The following is a 17,731-nucleotide window of genomic DNA, read 5'->3' as shown; positions in this document are numbered from 1 at the left end:
ATGACTTCTACTTTTCCCGCTTGGTTCCAAGCCCGCCAGGAAGCTGCGAAAAAGCGTTTCGAAACCACTCCGACTCCAAAACGAGGTGACGAGCAATGGCGCTTTGCAAACATCAAACAACTCAATTTCGAAAACCTTTCCGGCGAAACTCCGCCAGTTGAAAACGCAGCGCTTATTTCACGCTCCAATGGCGTGGAAAAACCGGCGGCAAAATTCGTGTTTCACAATGACGCGGTTATCGCTTCGGAATCGACGTTACCTGCCGGAGCCATCTGTCTGCCACTGGCGGACGCACTGCAGCAACATTCCGATCTCGTTGAAAAATATTTCATGAAGCAGGAGACCCGTCTCGGTTCTGCAAAATATTCGGCACTCCACGAAGCATCTCTGAAAAACGGCCTTTTCGTTCACATTCCTGATGATACGGAAATCGAAGGAGTCATTGAGGTGCATCACTGGATTTCCGGGCAAACCACCACTTTTCCTCATACCCTGGTGATAACAGGAAAGTCATCAAAGGTGCGTGTGGTGGATATTTTCCGCTCTGTGGATGATGTGACGCCTGCTCTGGCGATCGCTTTCAACGACATCTATGCGGGTCAGAATTCCCAGCTCGATTACATTGCGATCCAGTCTCTCAACGAGGTAACCCGCATCATTTCGATCAACGAAACTTCCACGGCGAGAGATGCCCGCGCCAAGGGCTTCATCTTGAACGTCGGGGCATCCTGGGCACGTAACGAATCACTTTCCCGCCTCGAAGGTGCCGGCTCACGCTCGGATATGCTTTCGGTTTCTGTCCCGGATCGCGAACAAGAGTATGATCAACGGACTTTCCAGCACCATATCTCGGAAGGTGCCTATTCGGATCTACTTTACAAAAACACCCTCTACGGCCATTCGAAAACGATTTTCTCGGGTCTGATTTTCGTCGATGAGAAAGCACATCACACAGATGCCTATCAAACCTGCCGGAATCTTCTTATGACCGACCACTGCGAGGCAAACTCCATGCCCGGGCTGGAGATCAATGCAGATCAGGTAAAATGCTCGCATGGCTCAACGTCCTCCCAGATCGCGGATGAAGAAATTTTCTATCTCCGCGCTCGTGGAATTGATCCGCTGACAGCTCGACAGCTTATCGCACGTGGCTTTTCCATCGAGGCCATCGAACGCCTTGAAAATGAGGAAGTCGAGACTCTCGTGCTGAAGTTTGTGGACGAGAAGTTTGCCCACATCGGCTGAGGGAAACCTCATAGCTACGGCTTCTTAACAAGCTCTGCGGGCCCTCTCCGCAGAGCTTGTTTTATCTGAAGGAATAGCGGCCACCTTCATTCGATACCCATATTTTCTTAGATCGTCCGCCATCCCCGGAGCAGCCCTCCCGGATTCTTTCGGCTCATTCCCCGAATCCCCGTGCGATTGATTGGGAGAACCTGCATTTCTATGTTGGACGTTCTGCCATGCCTGTTCAATCTTCCCACCCATGCGCGTCCTCCGTATCCTTACCAGAAAGGAACTCAACACCTACTTTCTCAGTCCCTTCGGCTGGGTCGTTCTAGCTTTTGTTGTGCTGATGCAGGGGCTCTCCCTCTCATCCGCAATGAAAGGATTCCGCGACACGCCGGTGAAGGACAGTCTGGTTTATGTGACCTTCCACACTCCGCTTTTTTGGTTCTTTTTCCTCTTCATTTTCCCGCTTATCACCATGCGCTTGTTCGCGGAAGAAGAGCGCAGCGGCACTTTGGAAACTTTGCTCACGGCTCCGGTCCGCACCTGGCAGGTCGTTCTTTCCAAATACTTTGCTGCGATGATTTTTTATGTGATTCTTTGGATTCCCGCCTATTTCCAGTTCAAGGCTTTCTCATGGTTTACGGAAATCCCTCCCGCTTATTCCGAAGGTGCCCTACTGGGTAGTTTTGCCATTCTTCTCCTGATGGGCTCCACCTTCACGGCGATCGGATGTCTTTCCTCCGCTCTGACTTCCAGCCAGATCATTGCCGGGATTATCACCATCACGATTCTTGTCATTCATTATTTCCTCGGCTTCGTAACGGTGATCTGGGGTGAATCCTTCGCAGGTGCCGGATTTTTCCACTATATTTCCTCTCAGCAGCATCTTCATTATTTCAGCAATGGGCTGCTCGATAGCCGTCCTGTGGTCTATTACCTTTCCTTCTCCGCATTCATATTGTTTCTCACCTACCAAGTGATTGATCTGCGCCGTTGGAGGCCATAACCCGCAGAACAGATTTCTCCCAGATCTTACAAAAATTTCCCTACAGGAATGTCAGACAAACCAAAACGTCCCTCGCGCCCAAACCGATTCGGCCTCGGGTTTCTATCTATTCTACAGATTGTCATCTTTTTGGCCGCCGTCGTTTTCGCCAATTATCTGGCCTCGGAAAATCACATGCGGGCGGACTTTTCCCGAAGTGGGGACTACACGCTCTCGTCTGCCACGAAGAGCTACTTGGAAAGCGATGTCATCGAAACGCGCGAGCGCCCCATAAAGTGGACCATGCTTTTCCGCCGCTCCTCGCCTTTCTACGAGCGCGTGCGGGCTTTGGCGGAAGAATACGCACGCAGCTCCAACGGCAGGATCGAGCTGGAGATTATCGATCCCTTGCGTTCGCCGGACAGGACCCAGCAGTTTACCGCCGCCTATAATCTCACACTGGTGAGGGATTTGATCTTGATCGATGCCCGGCCCAGCGAGGAGACCCCGATTGTTACGGAAAACACAGCTGGCACACCAGCGCTCAACCCCCACATCACACTCGCCCTGGCAGAGGAAATGCTCACCTACATTATGGACGAGAGCGGGCAGCGCCGGCCCGATACCTTCCGCGCGGAAGACCTTCTCACAGCCCGTCTGGTAGAGGCCATCGAGGGAAAACCCCGGACCTTCCTTTTCCTCGCGGACAAATCAAGGATCGACACCGAAGGCGATGACTCACCCTGGAACAACCTTGCGGCAACGCTGCGATACCAGAATATCCAGATCACCCCGGCCAACCTCGCGGGGTTGAAAACGATACCAGATGTGATCAATGGCCTCGCAATCATTGCTCCGAAATATGATTTCACCGATGCGGAAATCGAGACTCTGGAAGCTTACTGGAACACGCCACGCGCCGCTCTCCTGATCTTGCTTGATGCCGGTGAATGCCCGCCAAAGCTCAGGACGTTTCTCCGCTCTAAAGGTGTCACTCCCCAGCGGGACCGTATTATCACAAAAGATACTACCCGCTTGATAACCACCGCCCGGGGCAATTTCACCGAGGGAGTCAGTTTCATCAAGGATCTGGCCGGTCAGGCAGCGGTTTTCGAAGGAGCTTCATCCTCCCTCCAGATACGTGAAAACGCCGATGATCTGATCGTCCGTAAAATCAACCCGACGCCCCTGATTCGCATTTCAGATGGCTTCTGGGGAGAAACCGATTTCGGCAAGAATACGGCAGATGCGAAAGAAGGAGAAAATTTTGACCCGATCCGTGACAATCCAGCTCCCCTCTACCTCGCGGCTTCGGTAACACGCGGAGCTGCCAACGATGATCGCTTTGCGGCAGAAACTTCCAGGATGATTGTCGTCTCCAATACAGATTTTTTGGATCCCGACCGCCAACGCGCTGAAAATATTGATTTTCTGGCCTCTGCCGCGAATTGGCTTGTTGGGCGCGATTCCCTAACAGGTCTGTCCCCCCGGACTATCGGGACTTATAAAATGCCTCTTCTTGACGCCCAGGTATCCTTCATCAACCGCCTGAATCTGTTTTTTGCTCCGCTCGCCTTTCTATTGATCGGCGGTCTCGTCTTCTCCTCACGCCGTAGCTAATTCACGATGCGCTCGCTGTTTTTCACACTGCTCCTTCTGATCATCGCCACAGTTCTCGGCGGTTTTGCCACGTGGCAATTGAAGGAAGGGAGCTTGGAGCGGATCCTAGGCACTCCGCCGACGGATATCGGTGAGAAAATTTATCCGGATTTCCAGCCGGAAAAAGTGGCCAGGATAATTATCACCACCGGGCAGCAGACCGCTCGCTTTGTCAAAAGCGAGACAGGCTGGGAAGCAACCAGTCCCTGGACCGATCGCATGGACGCACGCGCGGCATTGGCCATACTGACATTTGCCAATACCACATCGGTAGAAGACCGTGCTCCCCGTGATGACCTGGATCCCTCGTTGATAGGCCTGGATACTGGCAATAGTCAGGTTCGGCTTGAGAATGAAGACGGTGAATCCCTGGCCTTCTTCCGCCTAGGTCGCCGCACGCCCTGGCTGAACTTACCCGAGGGCGAGAATCCACAACCAATCCCCACCACCTACCTTCTACCTCTGGAAAGTGGTAGAAAAACCCACGTCTACGCAGCTACCGGGGATATTCTTCCTCTCTTCAAGGATGGCTTTAAGTTTCTCCGCGATCATCGCCCATTTTACTTCAATCCCCTTGCTCTGCAGAAGATCAGAATCCGGACCAGTCAGGGCGAACTCACGCTCGGACGCGAAACGGCGCAATCCCCTTGGCGAATCGTCAAGCCACTGGAGCTACCTACAAATCCGGCGGCGGTGAAAAAATTACTCGAAGGACTTTTCGAGCTTCAGGCAACGAAGTTGAGCGATCGCTCGGACGTCACTTTGCCTTCCAGCGACACAGCGATGGAAAACAGCCAGATCGCCTTGCTTCCGTTCGGCGCGGAAAAAGAAACCGTGCTTGAGATTTTTCCACCGGATTCCAGTGATTCCCGGGAAACCCAAGCGATCATAAGCGATAGACCCGGGACGCTTTTCACCCTCCCATTGAAGGTAGAGCAAAATCTGATCTCCATTTCGGATCTTCCTCTGACGGTGAATGATCTAAGGGACCCCACATTGAGCAACCTGAACATCGCCTCAATACGTGGCATCGCGATTGAGCCATCCACCTCGCCGCTCATACTTATCTCCCGCCAGCCTCCCTCTCCGTGGATGGCAACGATCGCCGGCAGAGAGGAGCCGGCCAACGAGCAACGGCTTTACGAGTTGCTAAAGGCCATCACAGATACACGCGCCGTTGCCTTCGAGACCGATGCCGCGCCGGAAGACCTTTCTCCATGGGGCCTGGACAAGCCAATTCTCTCACTCACCTTTCTTGCGGAAAACAATCAAACTCTCGGTATCGCCTTCGGTCTCGATACCCGAGGCAACCTCTTCGCCAAGCGCAAAGACAGCGCGACAATCATGCGATTGGAGAATTCTTTCCTGGAAAAAATCGCAGTGCGGCCCCACGAGTGGCGGCATGCCCGCCTATGGTCCGTCAATCGCGTGGACCTCAAAACACTGATCCGGGATGCGGACGGGCAGCCTCCCCTCAAGCTCAGATATGATTTCCTGGGAGAAACTTGGAAAGCCTATCAAAGCGGACAGGAGGTCACTTCCAATCTGGATCCCGCACGCGCCAATTTCCTACTCGGGCTATTGGAAAATATCGAAGTCAGCCAATGGCTTGGGCCGAACGACGAAGATGCGTTGCAGGCTTTGGATAGTCCCTTGCTCACCTTTGTTCTCACTGAAAACACGGTGGATGAATTTGGCGATCCCACGGGGGAAAAATCCCAGACCCTATCATTGGCGGTGGATCCGAAATCCCGCAATGTGTATGGCAGACTCAGTGGAGAATCGTCTCTTTTTACCCTTGCTCCGGAGCTCTTTCTAAAGCTTTCGATCTCGCTCTTGGATAACGAATAGTCAGTCCGGAACGGAGACCATCAGCTACAGGCTTAACGTCCGATCAGGAATTTTTCCTCTGCGGGAACTTCACCAGCAGTGGCCCGCTCCACCTCAAGCACTGCTTGGAGAGTTCCGTTTTCCTCGGGGAATGTCATCGTGCCCGCAACGCGAACCCAGCCGTTCTGAGGTAACAAAGGGGGCTCTTTGCCAAACTCCAGCACGATCGGGATCGCTCGGGAATCTGCCACGCAGCACGTCATGAACATACGATAGAGACGCATACGGGTTCCGCTCTCATTCCGGGATTTTTCTTCCACAATTCGTCCCTCCGTTTCGACCTTCAAGCCTTCCAGCAACCCTTGGAGTTCCCTGTCCCCCGTGGCGAAAAAAAGCTCCATGAGGCTGAATTCATAAAAGCCATCGGAAGTCTTTCTATGGCTTTTTTCGATTTCCTCCATCGTAAGCGGTGGCAAAACCGATCCTAGAAAAACCGTGCTCTCAGGGGCGGCATCCTCATATAATCCTTTTCTCGCCAAGGTTGATTCCGAAAATCCATCCTTCGTCCACGCGATAGAGCAGGCAATCGGCACAACCATGATCAAAAATGTCGTCCACGGGTTCATATCGCCCCCTTCGTGATCATGTCCGTCGGAACCATGATCATGTCCGCAATCGGCTTCACGGAAAGCTGTCAGTAGGTTGAACAGACCCATCACCGCCAGTCCCAATCCTCCGGCCAAAGCGATAGGCCTGAAATCCGGAGCAAGGTATTTCACGATCCGCCCTGAGCCGTAGAAATACAAAAGGCAGCCCGCCCAAAGCAGCACCGCAAGTGAGAACAAAATTCTGCGAATCTCCGGTTTCATCAGATTTTAACGACCCACTGTTGAATGGCAATCGCGGCTAGCCAAATGGTTAGGAACAGGCCGAGCCCGAGAACGGCAATGAACTTTCTACGCATCACTGTCTGATACAAAAACAACAGTTTCACATCCAGCATCGGCCCGAATACCAGGAAAGCGAGCTTAGCCCCCCAAGTGAATTTTGCCAGAGTCGCCGCAATGAATGCATCGGATGTACTACAGAGACTGAGAATGAATGCCAGTGCCATTAGCGCGGCGGGTGCGGCGATAGGATTCCCCGCCAGCCCATCGAGCCATTCTGCTCCCGGGGCGATACCAGTATTGAAAAGTGCGGTAATCGCGACCCCGATTGTAAAATAAACACCCACATCCACAAAGTCCTTCATCGCTGAGCGCATCGCGGCAATTAGACGCCGGTCATCCGGTTCCTTTTCAGAGTGGTGATGGTGTGGATGCTCATGATCATGCCCGTGACTGCCACAGCAGGAACTGTGATCATGGACTTCGACAGGTGACTCATTCTCAATCTTTTCCACCAAACTTTTTTTCAGCACTCTTCTCAATGACACTTTGGCAACCAATAGTCCCACTGCCACCGCGACAAAGTAGCCGAGAAGCATCCGCCCTCCTGTCATCATCCACGGCGATTGCCCTTGGAAAGCTTTCCAAGTGCTGAGTGCCGTGATGGGGTTCACGATTGGCGCAGCAAGCATGTAAGTCAGCGCACAGCTCATCGGCAGACCTTTGCCAACCAATCTGCGAATCACCGGCACCACCGCGCATTCGCAAACCGGGAAAATAGCACCCAGCAGCCCCGCGACCATGACCGCCAGCGTTTTGTTTTTGGGCAGAAACCGATCCATCGCTCCCGATGGCAGATAAATGTCAATAAAGCCACTGATCAACGTGCCCAGCAGAATGAAAGGAGCCCCCTCAAAAAGGATACTCAAAAACGCCAAAGCGAAATCCTGTCGCGCGTCGGGACTCATCTGAACTGAAGCAAAACCATATCCCCATGCACTACCATCATAATCGAAACAGCAGATTGAATATTAGGTCATCACCGCTTCGGAAACGCTGTCCGCAGCTTCCTTCCCCACCAGAATACGCACAAACTCGAATCCGAAATCCAGTGCGGTGCCGGCTCCTCTGGAGGTGAGGAACTCTCCATCATAAATCAGCCGTTCTCCGGTATTGCCCGGCAGCTCGTCCTCGGTGCTGAAATGGGCCGTAATCCGTTTGCCATCCACAAGGCCCGCATCCTTTAGAAGCAGAGGCGCAGCGCAAATCGCGGCGATCAAAAGCCCACTCTCATGAAACGCACGTATCAGAGCAACCACATCCTCCTGCTTCCGTAGCTCCATCACAGCGGGTCCACCCGGTAAAAAAAGGGCATCAAACCGCTCCCCGGCCACCTCGGAAAATAGCGAGTCCGCCTTTACGGTGATACCCGAGCGGCCAGTCAGCTCCATACCTGAAACACCAGCCAGGACAACCTCGACTCCGGCTCTACGGAGAAGATCGACCGGGGTGACCATTTCAATTTCCTCAAAGCCGTTTTCAAGAATGCACAACACTCGTTTCATAGCGGAACTCTAAGCGAAACGCTTTCACTTGCAAAACGTAAGCCGGGTTACTTTTTGTTCTTCTTTGGCATAGGCTGCGCCAAATGATCATTTGCGGGGATCTGGCTTTCAAAGCCCGCATAATCGGAAGGCTTGATGCCCACCGCGTATTTCCCGGTGGCGAATGTGTTCGGACGGTAAGGGCCAACAAAATCCACGGAGGAGTTCGCATTAATCTGATCCTCAAGCCCACATAACCAATAAGTTGCATTTATCAGCATCCGCCGGTAACCGGCATCCGTGAGATCTTCGGAAGCCCCGTATAGCGAGGTAAAAACCCTGCCCTTATTACCATTTTCCGCACGGTATTCCCGTGTCCATTCACTGGCCATCGGCGGATTGGAGGCATCTGGCTGGGAATCGGCCGCCATGGTCGTCAGAGGTTGCGCCATTGTCAGAACTTCCCAGTCGGATTTCGGCTCGGCATTATATCCCCCGGCATAAACATGCATCACTCCCTCCACTCCTCTGAGGATCGGGTGGGAAGCTTTCTCCGGAAGAACTTTGATACGAGTCCTCTGGACATGATTTTTCCCATAATGCCCCACCCAGGATTGACCGAGGATTTGCTCGCCGAAGCCGCCTTCATAACCTTGGACCTTCGATTGAAAATCATATTTCGCATACGGGCCGGACTTCCCGTCGTAGCGGAAACCATGGGTGGATGTCCGAAGCCCCATCACTGGTCCACCGCGCTTCAGGTAGTCATCAATGTGCTGCATCTGCTCATCAGGCAATGCCTGGAAGCGGGTGAACATTATCATCGCATCCGCAGAGCCGAGAGCCTCCAGGCCTTTTATGTTTGGCTCGCCGGCTTTGATGAAGCCATCATCGTCCACGCCAAAAAGCACAGTGCAATCGAATCCATGCCGCTTCGCCAGGATTCGTGCCAGCGCAGGTAATGTTTCCTCACTGCGATACTCATGATCGCTCGCGATGAGAACAAGATGCTTATCCTTCGCGATATCCCGCTCAGCCTTGTATTCAAGGGGATCCGCCATCAAAGGAGACAGCAGGGCGGCGGCTAGGGCAGAATGAGCGAATCTTGGCGATAAATTCATAGGAGGAACAATTTCGACCCATCAATACCCTCCGTCCTCCCAATGCCTTACAACGAACTTACCTAGCCTCGACCCAGCGGGTGCCTTTCCCTACTTCATACTGGGTCACCTTTGTAAGCGCTCCGCTGTTTTGATCGATTTTGTAAACGCCTAGAAAACCGTCCTCACGTCCGGCGACATAGATGAAGCTGCCGGTGCGATCGATGCAGAACGAACGTGGCATATTCTCACACGGCGTGTGACTGATCAGCTGCAAACGGCCGCTCTCTGAATCCACGCGAAAGGCAGCTATGCTGCTTTTTCCGTCTCTGCGGCGGTTTGAAACATAGAGAAAACGGTGATCCGGGGTTAAGCGCAATGTCGCGGTGGAGCCAGCAGCGGAGAACTCCTCCGGGATCGTCACGATATTTTGTATCGGAGTCAGGGTGCCATCGGTTCCATTCCATTTCCAGACACATACACCTGGCTCATACTTCTCATTTGTTGTGTAGGCGATGTCATTCTTCGCAGGATGAAAGATCAGATGACGCGGATTGCGTGCCTCCTTTTCGCCCTTTGGCCCCTGACCGAACGCAGGCTTATTGGGGACGATTTCTCCAGTATTTTCGTCAAACGCTTGGACAAAAACCTTGTTGGGGCTGGTGGCGGGGACCAACAGCCAGCGGTTGTCAGGACTAAAATTCGCTCCGTGGGCATGCTGTTCCAGCGCCAACTCCTGAACCAATTCACCACGGAAAACTCCATCCTCAAGCTTCCAGACAGAGACGGTGCCATCCTGATAACTGTTTGCAGCAAGGTAATTTCCAGTCTTATCCAGATCCAGGTAGCCTGCATTCACTGTCACCGGTGCGGAATCGATAACTTCAAGAGCCCCGTTCCCGGCACGTTCCAGGGTGGCGATCCGGTTGTCGCCCTTGACGCTGGCACTGGCATACATTTTCGAGCCATCGGCAGAAAAAGTAAACGGCCCGACACCGGCCAGATCCACACCATCTGAAGGAGTCAGCTCTCCTGTCTCCGGCGAGATCGTATATACCGATATCTTCTCGCCGGCAGCGAGATACAGGCTCTGTGGCGCGGCGTGCAGCTCCCCACAAAGCAGAGAAAGGAGGCAAACAGGCAGGAAATGTTTTATCATCGCTCCAGTTAGAAGAATTCCAGCCGGAAGCTCCAGAAAATCAGATCAGACCCACTGCTTTTTTCACCCGGTCCAGAACTTTGGTTGCTTCCTCTCGCGCACGTTCCGCACCATTTTTCAAGACATCCTCGACGTATCCTTGATCGGCAAGAATTTCCTCCCGCCGTGCTCTCATCGGCGCAAAGCAGTCCCAGTATGCCTCTGCCAGACGCTTCTTGAATTCGCCGTAACCAAAACCACCGCTCTGGTGATCCGTGATCATCTGGGCCACATCCGTCTCGTTCGCGAAAAGCTTGTATAGTGCGATAATCGTGGAGCCTTCCGTATTCTTCGGCTCTTCCACCGGCGTGGAATCCGTAGGAATCTTCATCACAAGCTTCTTGGATTTCTTTTCATCGCCGAAGATGGGCAGCGTGTTATTGTAGCTTTTGCTCATCTTCCGGCCATCGAGTCCAAGAACAGTCTCGGTTTCCTCACGGATGATAGGCTCAGGCAGGATCACGGTGTTCTCGCCATAGGCCTCGTTGAGCTTGACAGCCAGATCCCGCGTCACCTCCAGGTGCTGTTTCTGATCTTTTCCTACAGGGACTTTGTTCGCATCATACATCAGGATATCTGCCGCCATTAGCACTGGATAAGCAAAAAGCGCATGATTCGCGGCAATACCTTGGGCCGTTTTATCCTTATATGAATGGCATTTCGCCAATAGCGACATCGGGCAGACAGTAGAAAGAATCCATGCCAGTTCATTCACTTCAGGGACCGCACTCTGCCGGAAGAAAACAGAACGCTCTGGATCCAGTCCACAGGCAAGGAAATCGATGGCAAGCTCCCGCACATTGGTCCGTAGCGCTTCCGCATCCTGCCCGGATGTCATCGAGTGATAATCCGCAATGAAATAAAACGAATCTCCTTCACCCTGCAGCTCCACGGCAGGCTTCATCGCACCAAAATAATTTCCCACATGCAGTTTTCCGCTTGGCTGCAGCCCCGTCAAAATTCTCATTGGCAAAACCATGCCCACTACCTCCGGAAACCGTCAAGCGTCAGAACATTGAATGTTAAAGGCTGATTCCGCCCACTGGAAATTCACTCCCGTCCGTTCATGCTCCGCACTGCGAACATCATCGAGCATATGGAATCCGAATCCTTCACCGGCCAGCCCACCATCTCCAGCTGGGCATACCTTGATCCGACAGGGTCAATTTCAGTCAATGAGCGGCGGCATCTTCTTCCGGACAAGTTTCATGATTCGCTGCAAGTTCGCTTCGTGCGGATTCTTCTTGTGACGGGCGAAGTGAAGATGATTGACGAGTGGGGTATAGCCTTCCCAAAGAACGGTGACCCCGGGAACTTGCATACATAGAAAATCCGGCACAATCGCCAGACCCGGAGCGCGTGACAAGCTCCTGAGGATGGAGTGAAAGTTCGGGACGATGTAGTTTGGCCGGAAGTCAGGGGAGCTCTTGAAATTCTGCTTCCAGAAACGCAACATGTGATCGTTGTCCCCGGCAATGCCATACCAGGCTTGCCGCTGCAACCAGTCCCTTAGCGCAACCGGATCGGTGGAATCAAATCCGCTCACATCAAGATTTTTGCCCGCAACCAAAACGATCTTTTCCTGCGAAAATCTCTCATAGTTAATTCCCCGCAGCTCCGGACTGTGAGGCGTCACAACGAGGTCGATCACTTGGTCTTCGAGCTTTTTCAAGAGTTCCCGATATTCACCGAACTCCAAAACGAGGTTGAATGGCAAGTCCGGCACGGCTTCTTCCAAACTCAGTTGAAAGGTCTCGAAACACATCCCGAGGCTGATCGTCGGCCGCACCGTGGAGGCGCTGCGCTGGCTCTTGATTTCGATTTCCTCCAGCCGCGCAATGGGATCGACGATGGCATTGTAGAGTTGTTTCCCGTGCTCGGTCGGCACCAGCAGACGCGGGCGGCGCTCGAAAAGTTTGTAACCCACATGATTCTCCAGAGAGCTCAGATGCAGGCTGACTCCAGGCTGCGAGATGAACAGGTGTTCCGCCGCTGCGGTCATGCTACCGCGCTCATAGATCGTTTTGAAACTTCGTAGCCACTCGAGATTAATCATAATACTGATACGTCCGTATGATTTGCATCATTTGTATGATCCGTGAAATTTCCCTAAGGTCAAGCCAACAACCGATTGAGCGCTCATTTTGGAAGGCACTCAACGGCCACAACCTACGATAAATCATGAATCTTGAACTAAACGAAAAAACTGCCCTTGTCACCGCCTCCTCCGCTGGAATCGGCCTTGAAATTGCCCGCTCGCTCGCTGCCGAAGGCGCGCGTGTCATCATCAATGGACGCAGCCAGAAACGGGTGGACGAAGCCTGCGCTGACATTCGTGCGCAGCTGCCCGATGCGAAGCTCGAAGGCCTTGTCGCAGACAACGCCACCGCCGAAGGCGCCGAACAGACATTGGCGGCCTTTCCCGAAATCGACATCCTCGTCAACAACCTCGGTATCTACGAGGCGGTCGGATTTTTCGACGAAACCGACGAGGATTGGCAGCGCTTGTTCGAAACGAACATCATGAGCGGCGTGCGCCTGGCGCGGCACTACCTGAAAGGCATGCTCGACCGCAATGAGGGACGGGTGATCTTCATCTCCAGTGAATCCGGCATCAAGGCCGCGCCGGAAATGGCTCACTACAGCGCGACGAAAACGATGCAATTGGGCATATCACGTGCGCTTGCCGAACTCACCAAAGGCACCCAAGTGACGGTGAACTGCGTCTTGCCCGGCCCCACCCTCACCGAAGGAGTGAAGAAATTCATCGCCGATGTCTTCCCCGACCTCTCTGCCGAAGAAGCTGAGGCTCGCTTCATCGCGGAGAACCGCCCCACCTCATTGATCCAGCGGCTGATCAAACCGCAGGAAATCGGCGACATCGTCGCCTTCGTCAGCAGTGCCCGCGCCTCCGTGATCAACGGAAGCAACATCCGCGCCGAAGGAGGAATGGTGCAGAGCGCGTTCTGACCCACTGCGCAGAGAAATACGCCGCTGCCACCACGTATTACGGAATCGCGATCACGACTATTCCGAAGCGTGGTCAGCTTTTCATATGCCCCAGCCGGCAGGGACGAGTGCGGGGCATCGAAACCGGTCAGCCCTTGCGCACGGCATAGTCGAACATTTTTCGGAGCTGTGATCGGTGGGCAACCGCACTAAGTCTTTTCAAAGGCTTGGATCTCCTCCTGTAAATCTCCAACCCATGGCGTGAATCGTCTCTTCAATTTAGAGTTTAAATTCTGAAATTTAGGGTTTAAACCGCAGCATGCGCATCCTGATCACCGGCGGAGCCGGATTCCTCGGCTCCCACCTCTGCGAACGCCTTCTCAACGAAGGAAACGAGATTATCTGTATGGATAATTACTTCACCGGTCGGAAAAGAAACATCGCCCACCTTTTGAATAATCCATACTTCGAGCTGGTCCGTCACGACGTTACGGAACCATTCAAATATGAGGTGGATCAAATCTATAACCTCGCCTGTCCGGCGTCCCCCCCTCACTATCAGCATAACCCGATCAAAACCACCAAGACCTCGGTTCTTGGGGCCATCCACTGCCTCGGCCTGGCAAAACGTGTTGGTGCACGGGTATTCCAAGCTTCCACCTCGGAAGTCTATGGTGATCCGGAAATCCATCCCCAGCCGGAATCATACAAAGGCTCGGTAAATCCCATCGGCATCCGCGCCTGCTATGATGAAGGGAAACGCTGTGCTGAAACTCTTTTCTTTGACTATCACCGCCAGAACAATGTGGATATCCGGGTCGTAAGAATTTTCAACACCTACGGTCCCCGCATGCTGCCCGACGATGGCCGCGTAGTGTCAAATTTCATCGTTCAGGCATTGAAGGGCGAGGATATCACCATCTACGGTGATGGACTTCAGACGCGCTCCTTCTGCTATGCGGATGATTTGATCGAAGGCTTCATCCGCCTGATGAACAAGGATGGTATTACCGGTCCTGTGAATATCGGCAATCCGGGAGAGTTCACGATGCTGGAGCTTGCCGAGTTGATTCTCAAAAAGGTCGGGGGGAAATCAAAGCTTACCTTCCATCCTCTCCCGGGCGATGATCCGAAACAGCGCCGACCGGATATCACTTTGGCAAAACAGGAACTCGGCTGGGAACCAAAAGTGAAACTAGAGGACGGACTGGATCCCACGATAGACTACTTCCGCAAGCTGCTTGCCGAGGGCAAGGCATAATGGGGCTGTAGCAATTCCCTTCTGGATTTTTTAGGGTTTTCAATCTATTTTCGGAAACTATGAAAACCCTCGTCGTATTTTTGACTTTGGCCGCCGGCAGCTCCTTGGCTCTCGCTCAATCCGCCGGCCAGAAGGCGGAAGCCTACTACCAAAGAGGCTTGGCAGCAGAGAAAGCCGGTGACCCCGCGACTGCCAGCGCAGCCTACAACGCCGCGCTCAAGCTGTTCCCCAATCATGCGAATGCCCGCTACCGTGCCGGCCAAGTGAAAATCAATGCTTCCGCAATCAAATCATCTGCCACCCAAGCAAAAATAGGAGCTGTGATGATTTCGGTTTACCAACTCGAGGATGCCACCGTCCAGGAGGCCATCGACGCTCTCTCAGCTGCAATGAGCAAACAAAATGATGGCGAAATTTCACCAAATTTCGTCATTGAAGATCCGCAAAACAAACTGGCTGACAGGCGGGTCACCATCAATCTAAGGAACGTGCCGGTAAAAGCCATTTTGGATTATCTGCATAGCCAGACGAATACCAAGGCGCGCTACGATGAGCACGCTGTTGTTATTCTCGCAAGGTAGTCCTGATTTCTGGACTTCTTTTATTCTTCACGCATGATTCTGAAATATGCGTGAAGAACTTCTCAAAAATCCCGTTTTCTCCATGGCGATTGAGCAATTCGATAGAGTTGCTGATTTTTTGCAGCTATCTCCGGAAATTCGGGAGCGGTGTAAATGGCCCAAACGGATTATCACCGTTACTGTTCCCATCAGAAAAGATGATGGAACCACGGAAGTTTACTTTGGCCACCGGGTTCAGCACCATCTCACGAGAGGTCCCGTCAAAGGCGGATTGAGATATCATCCCGACGTCGATGTCGGGGAAGTGGCAGCTCTGGCCATGTGGATGAACTGGAAATGCGCGTTGCTCGATCTACCTTTTGGCGGCGGAAAAGGCGGCATTTGCTGCAAGCCGATGGAAATGTCTGAAGGCGAACTTGAGCGAATGACCCGCCGCTTCACCATGGAAATGATCCCCTTCATCGGTCCGGAAATTGATGTGATGGCTCCGGATATGGGAACCAACGAGCAGACCATGGCGTGGATTACCGATACTTACTCCACTCATTCCGGCCATCTTGTTCCATCAATTGTCACAGGCAAGCCACTCACCCTTCAAGGATCTGCCGGACGGACACGCGCAACCGGTCATGGGGTTGCCTTCCTCGCCTCCAATGCATTGAAAAAACTGGGCGTGGAAAGCGCTGAAGCCACTGCAATTGTCCAAGGATTCGGAAATGTAGGCATGCATGCCGCTGCCACCATGAGCTCCTACGGAATCAAAATTATTGGCGTTTCGGATGTCAGTGGAGCGTTATGGAATCCGGAAGGGATAGATATCCAGAAACTCATGGCCTACACGGGGAAACACCAAACTATCGAAAATTTCCCCGGTGCACAATCGATCCCATCCGGCGAGCTCTTGCTCCGTCCCTGCGATATTCTGGCTCCCTGTGCGATCGGAGGCGTCATCACCAAGGCTAATGCTGCAGCCATCAAGTGCAAAGTCCTCGCAGAAGGCGCCAACGGTCCTACAACCCCGGAAGCCGATCGAGTGATCGAGGAGCGCGGGGATGTTTTTGTAATACCGGATGTGCTTTGCAATGCCGGCGGGGTGACAGTTTCGTATTTCGAATGGGTTCAGAATCTTCAGCGCTTCCAGTGGACCGAGCGGGAAGTGATCAGCAAGCTGGAAACCAAGCTCAATGCTGCTTTCGAGCAGGTCACAGGCTTTGCGATGCGGAACAATATTCCCATGCGGATGGCCGCCCAGGCGATTGCAATCAGCACCGTTGCAGGAGCAAAAAAGACCCGCGGACTCTTCCCGTAGTGCCTTCTCGCAGGCTCCCTTTCCTTCCACCTGCATCTCAACAAAAAAGCCGTCTACCGAAATCCGGCAGACGGCTTCAAAGTCACATGGAAAATGTTATTTGGCCTTTACGGTCATCACTCCTTGCATGATGGCGAAGTGACCAGGGAAAGAGCAAATGAACGGATAGTCACCAGCTGCAGGGGCTGTGAACGTGATTTCATCAGACTCGCCACCGCCGATAAGCTTGGTGTGCGCAACCATTTGTTCCTTGGACTCAGCATCTTCCGGGATGTATCCGTTGTCCTTGGCAGGCGCACATTTGGCGGCAAATGCCGGGATTTGAGTATCCGGTTTCAGAATTACCACGTTGTGCCCCATCGCTACTGCTGGAAGTTGGCCGATGTGTTTGAAAGTAAGCACCACCTTTTGACCTTCGGTAACTTCGAACGCTTTGGTGCTAAACTGCATCTGGTCGTTACCTGTGATTTCCACTTTAGCATCCTCTGCGGAAGCAAACTGGCAAATAACTGCGGACAATAGAGTGACGATAAATTTTTTCATAGCTGTTTGATTAGAACTTTACGGCCAGAAGCTGGAACAAGTTTCACGAAATCGCAACTCCATCCGACGAATTTTTCACGTTGAACGTATATTTCCCCTAGCAACCACATTCAGATATGCTTAAATTCGCACAGGTTTAACCCAACCTATTTTAAAAAGTTGGCACACCGCTTGCTCTTATCGCTCTACCAATCCGCCGCAATATGAAAAAAATCGAAGCTATCATTAAACCATTCAAGCTTGAAGAAGTCAAAGAGGCCCTCGCAGAGGTCGGAGTCCAAGGGATGACCGTCACCGAAGTAAAAGGGTTCGGACGTCAAAAAGGGCACACAGAAATCTATCGTGGCTCCGAGTATACCGTAGATTTCCTTCCCAAGGTCAAAATCGAGATCGTCGTGGACGATGAGCAAGCGGAGGGAGTTGCCCAGGCTATCGTAAAAAGCGCTAACACAGGAAAGATCGGCGATGGTAAAGTATTCCTATCCAATGTGGAAGAAGCGATCCGGATCCGGACAGGTGAGACCGGATCCTCTGCTGTTGCGGTGAACTGATCTTTCCAAAGATTCCATCACTTTAACTAGCGCCACTTCTGGAGACGGAAGTGGCGTTTTATATTTTTACGGTCAAACGTCTGGCCTAGAGATACTCCGGC

17 protein-coding genes are annotated in these 17,731 nt (G+C 52.7%); 9 read left to right on the top strand and 8 right to left on the bottom strand.

All coding sequences use genetic code 11. From position 1 onward, the window contains the following. The 4 genes from sufD (at nt 1) to ACFSSA_RS00725 (ending at nt 5,728) form a co-directional block, all read left to right on the top strand. A complete protein-coding gene (gene sufD / locus ACFSSA_RS00740) occupies nt 1-1,245 on the top strand; it encodes a Fe-S cluster assembly protein SufD (protein WP_386817850.1) in 1,245 nt (414 codons plus the stop codon). A gap of 241 nt (nt 1,246-1,486) precedes the next feature. After that, entirely contained in the window at nt 1,487-2,239 is a 753-nt protein-coding gene (locus ACFSSA_RS00735; RefSeq protein ID WP_386817849.1) for an ABC transporter permease, read from the top strand. 48 nt (nt 2,240-2,287) lie between these two features. Beyond that, nucleotides 2,288-3,838: a DUF7088 domain-containing protein gene (locus tag ACFSSA_RS00730; RefSeq protein ID WP_386817848.1), complete on the top strand. Its 1,551-nt coding sequence runs from the start codon at nt 2,288-2,290 to the stop codon at nt 3,836-3,838. A gap of 6 nt (nt 3,839-3,844) precedes the next feature. Further along, the gene (locus ACFSSA_RS00725; RefSeq protein WP_386817847.1) at nt 3,845-5,728 is read left to right on the top strand and encodes a DUF4340 domain-containing protein; all 1,884 of its coding nucleotides are present in this window, start codon (nt 3,845-3,847) and stop codon (nt 5,726-5,728) included. A gap of 32 nt (nt 5,729-5,760) precedes the next feature. Here ACFSSA_RS00725 and ACFSSA_RS00720 read toward each other — a convergent pair whose 3' ends face one another. The 7 genes from ACFSSA_RS00720 to ACFSSA_RS00690 all read right to left on the bottom strand — a co-directional run bounded on the left by ACFSSA_RS00720 (nt 5,761) and on the right by ACFSSA_RS00690 (nt 12,492). Beyond that, nucleotides 5,761-6,576, bottom strand: a complete 816-nt coding sequence (locus tag ACFSSA_RS00720; protein WP_386817846.1) for a TIGR03943 family putative permease subunit — start codon at nt 6,574-6,576, stop codon at nt 5,761-5,763. Then, nucleotides 6,576-7,523 carry a permease gene (locus tag ACFSSA_RS00715; protein ID WP_386817845.1) on the bottom strand — a complete coding sequence of 316 codons (948 nt, stop codon included), beginning with the start codon at nt 7,521-7,523 and terminating at the stop codon, nt 6,576-6,578. The genes ACFSSA_RS00720 and ACFSSA_RS00715 overlap by 1 nt, the downstream gene beginning before the upstream one ends. Nucleotides 7,524-7,625: 102 nt before the next feature. Then, a complete protein-coding gene (locus ACFSSA_RS00710; RefSeq protein ID WP_386817844.1) occupies nt 7,626-8,159 on the bottom strand; it encodes a DJ-1 family glyoxalase III in 534 nt (177 codons plus the stop codon). Between the two features lie 47 nt (nt 8,160-8,206). Then, a complete protein-coding gene (locus ACFSSA_RS00705; protein ID WP_386817843.1) occupies nt 8,207-9,259 on the bottom strand; it encodes a ThuA domain-containing protein in 1,053 nt (350 codons plus the stop codon). A 58-nt stretch (nt 9,260-9,317) separates the two neighbouring features. After that, nucleotides 9,318-10,397 carry a lactonase family protein gene (locus tag ACFSSA_RS00700; protein WP_386817842.1) on the bottom strand — a complete coding sequence of 360 codons (1,080 nt, stop codon included), beginning with the start codon at nt 10,395-10,397 and terminating at the stop codon, nt 9,318-9,320. Nucleotides 10,398-10,437: 40 nt separating this feature from the next. Further along, the gene (gene trpS / locus ACFSSA_RS00695) at nt 10,438-11,403 is read right to left on the bottom strand and encodes a tryptophan--tRNA ligase (protein WP_386817841.1); all 966 of its coding nucleotides are present in this window, start codon (nt 11,401-11,403) and stop codon (nt 10,438-10,440) included. A 201-nt stretch (nt 11,404-11,604) separates the two neighbouring features. Further along, a complete protein-coding gene (locus ACFSSA_RS00690) occupies nt 11,605-12,492 on the bottom strand; it encodes a LysR family transcriptional regulator (RefSeq protein WP_386817840.1) in 888 nt (295 codons plus the stop codon). 125 nt (nt 12,493-12,617) lie between these two features. Here ACFSSA_RS00690 and ACFSSA_RS00685 point away from each other — a divergent pair, with 125 nt between their 5' ends. From ACFSSA_RS00685 to ACFSSA_RS00670, 4 genes are all read left to right on the top strand, one after another. After that, on the top strand, nt 12,618-13,406 hold the full coding sequence (locus ACFSSA_RS00685; RefSeq protein WP_386817839.1) for an SDR family NAD(P)-dependent oxidoreductase: 789 nt from the start codon (nt 12,618-12,620) through the stop codon (nt 13,404-13,406). Between the two features lie 298 nt (nt 13,407-13,704). Continuing rightward, nucleotides 13,705-14,646: a UDP-glucuronic acid decarboxylase family protein gene (locus ACFSSA_RS00680; RefSeq protein WP_386817838.1), complete on the top strand. Its 942-nt coding sequence runs from the start codon at nt 13,705-13,707 to the stop codon at nt 14,644-14,646. Between the two features lie 59 nt (nt 14,647-14,705). Continuing rightward, the gene (locus ACFSSA_RS00675; RefSeq protein ID WP_386817837.1) at nt 14,706-15,227 is read left to right on the top strand and encodes a tetratricopeptide repeat protein; all 522 of its coding nucleotides are present in this window, start codon (nt 14,706-14,708) and stop codon (nt 15,225-15,227) included. Between the two features lie 46 nt (nt 15,228-15,273). Then, complete coding sequence (locus ACFSSA_RS00670) at nt 15,274-16,536, top strand: Glu/Leu/Phe/Val family dehydrogenase (RefSeq protein ID WP_386817836.1); 1,263 nt, start codon at nt 15,274-15,276, stop codon at nt 16,534-16,536. Between the two features lie 96 nt (nt 16,537-16,632). On the opposite strand, the gene ACFSSA_RS00665 is transcribed toward ACFSSA_RS00670, so the two are convergent. Then, complete coding sequence (locus tag ACFSSA_RS00665; protein WP_386817835.1) at nt 16,633-17,079, bottom strand: plastocyanin/azurin family copper-binding protein; 447 nt, start codon at nt 17,077-17,079, stop codon at nt 16,633-16,635. A 203-nt stretch (nt 17,080-17,282) separates the two neighbouring features. Here ACFSSA_RS00665 and ACFSSA_RS00660 point away from each other — a divergent pair, with 203 nt between their 5' ends. Further along, entirely contained in the window at nt 17,283-17,630 is a 348-nt protein-coding gene (locus tag ACFSSA_RS00660; RefSeq protein ID WP_386817834.1) for a P-II family nitrogen regulator, read from the top strand. Nucleotides 17,631-17,731: the final 101 nt, after the last annotated feature.

Source organism: Luteolibacter algae, from assembly GCF_042683045.1.
Classification (GTDB): domain Bacteria; phylum Verrucomicrobiota; class Verrucomicrobiia; order Verrucomicrobiales; family Akkermansiaceae; genus Luteolibacter; species Luteolibacter algae.
The sequence above is the reverse complement of the archived record's forward strand: the minus strand, read 5'-3'. Positions and strand labels throughout refer to the sequence as shown.